Source organism: Rhizobium sp. 3T7, from assembly GCF_020166565.1.
Classification (GTDB): Bacteria; Pseudomonadota; Alphaproteobacteria; order Rhizobiales; family Rhizobiaceae; genus Rhizobium.
On record NZ_JAIQXS010000069.1, the window covers coordinates 1 to 412 of the forward strand.

1 pseudogene is annotated in these 412 nt (G+C 53.2%); it reads right to left on the bottom strand.

Annotated elements, in window-relative coordinates:
- Positions 1-27 precede the first annotated feature (27 nt).
- Positions 28-412, bottom strand: a pseudogene (locus K9B32_RS28880) (transposase); the annotation flags it as partial.

The window sequence follows — 412 nt, forward strand, 5'->3', positions numbered from 1 at the left end:
TGAACTGACCCCGTAAAGTTGGACGGTTTAAAGGCTGATGAGATTTAAGGGCTGGGTCCTGTATTGTACAGGGCTCAGCCCTTTGAGTTTCAGTTTGATGCGATCGTGGTTGTAGTAGTGGATGTAATCGTCGATGCCGTCTGTGAGGCTTTCGAGGCTGTCGAAGTCATTGGGATAGAAGAACTCGGATTTGAGGATGGCGAAGAAGCTTTCCATGGCGGCATTGTCGAGGCAGTTGCCTTTGCGTGACATGCTCTGATCGATGTTACGTGCCTGAAGCCGGCGCTGCCATGCCGGCATCTGATATTACCATCCCTGGTCGGAATGCAGGATCGGCCGTTCATCGTCTTGCAATCGGCTCACTGCCTTGGCGAGCATGTTTTCGACCAGTTTGAACACGGGCCGCCTGGCG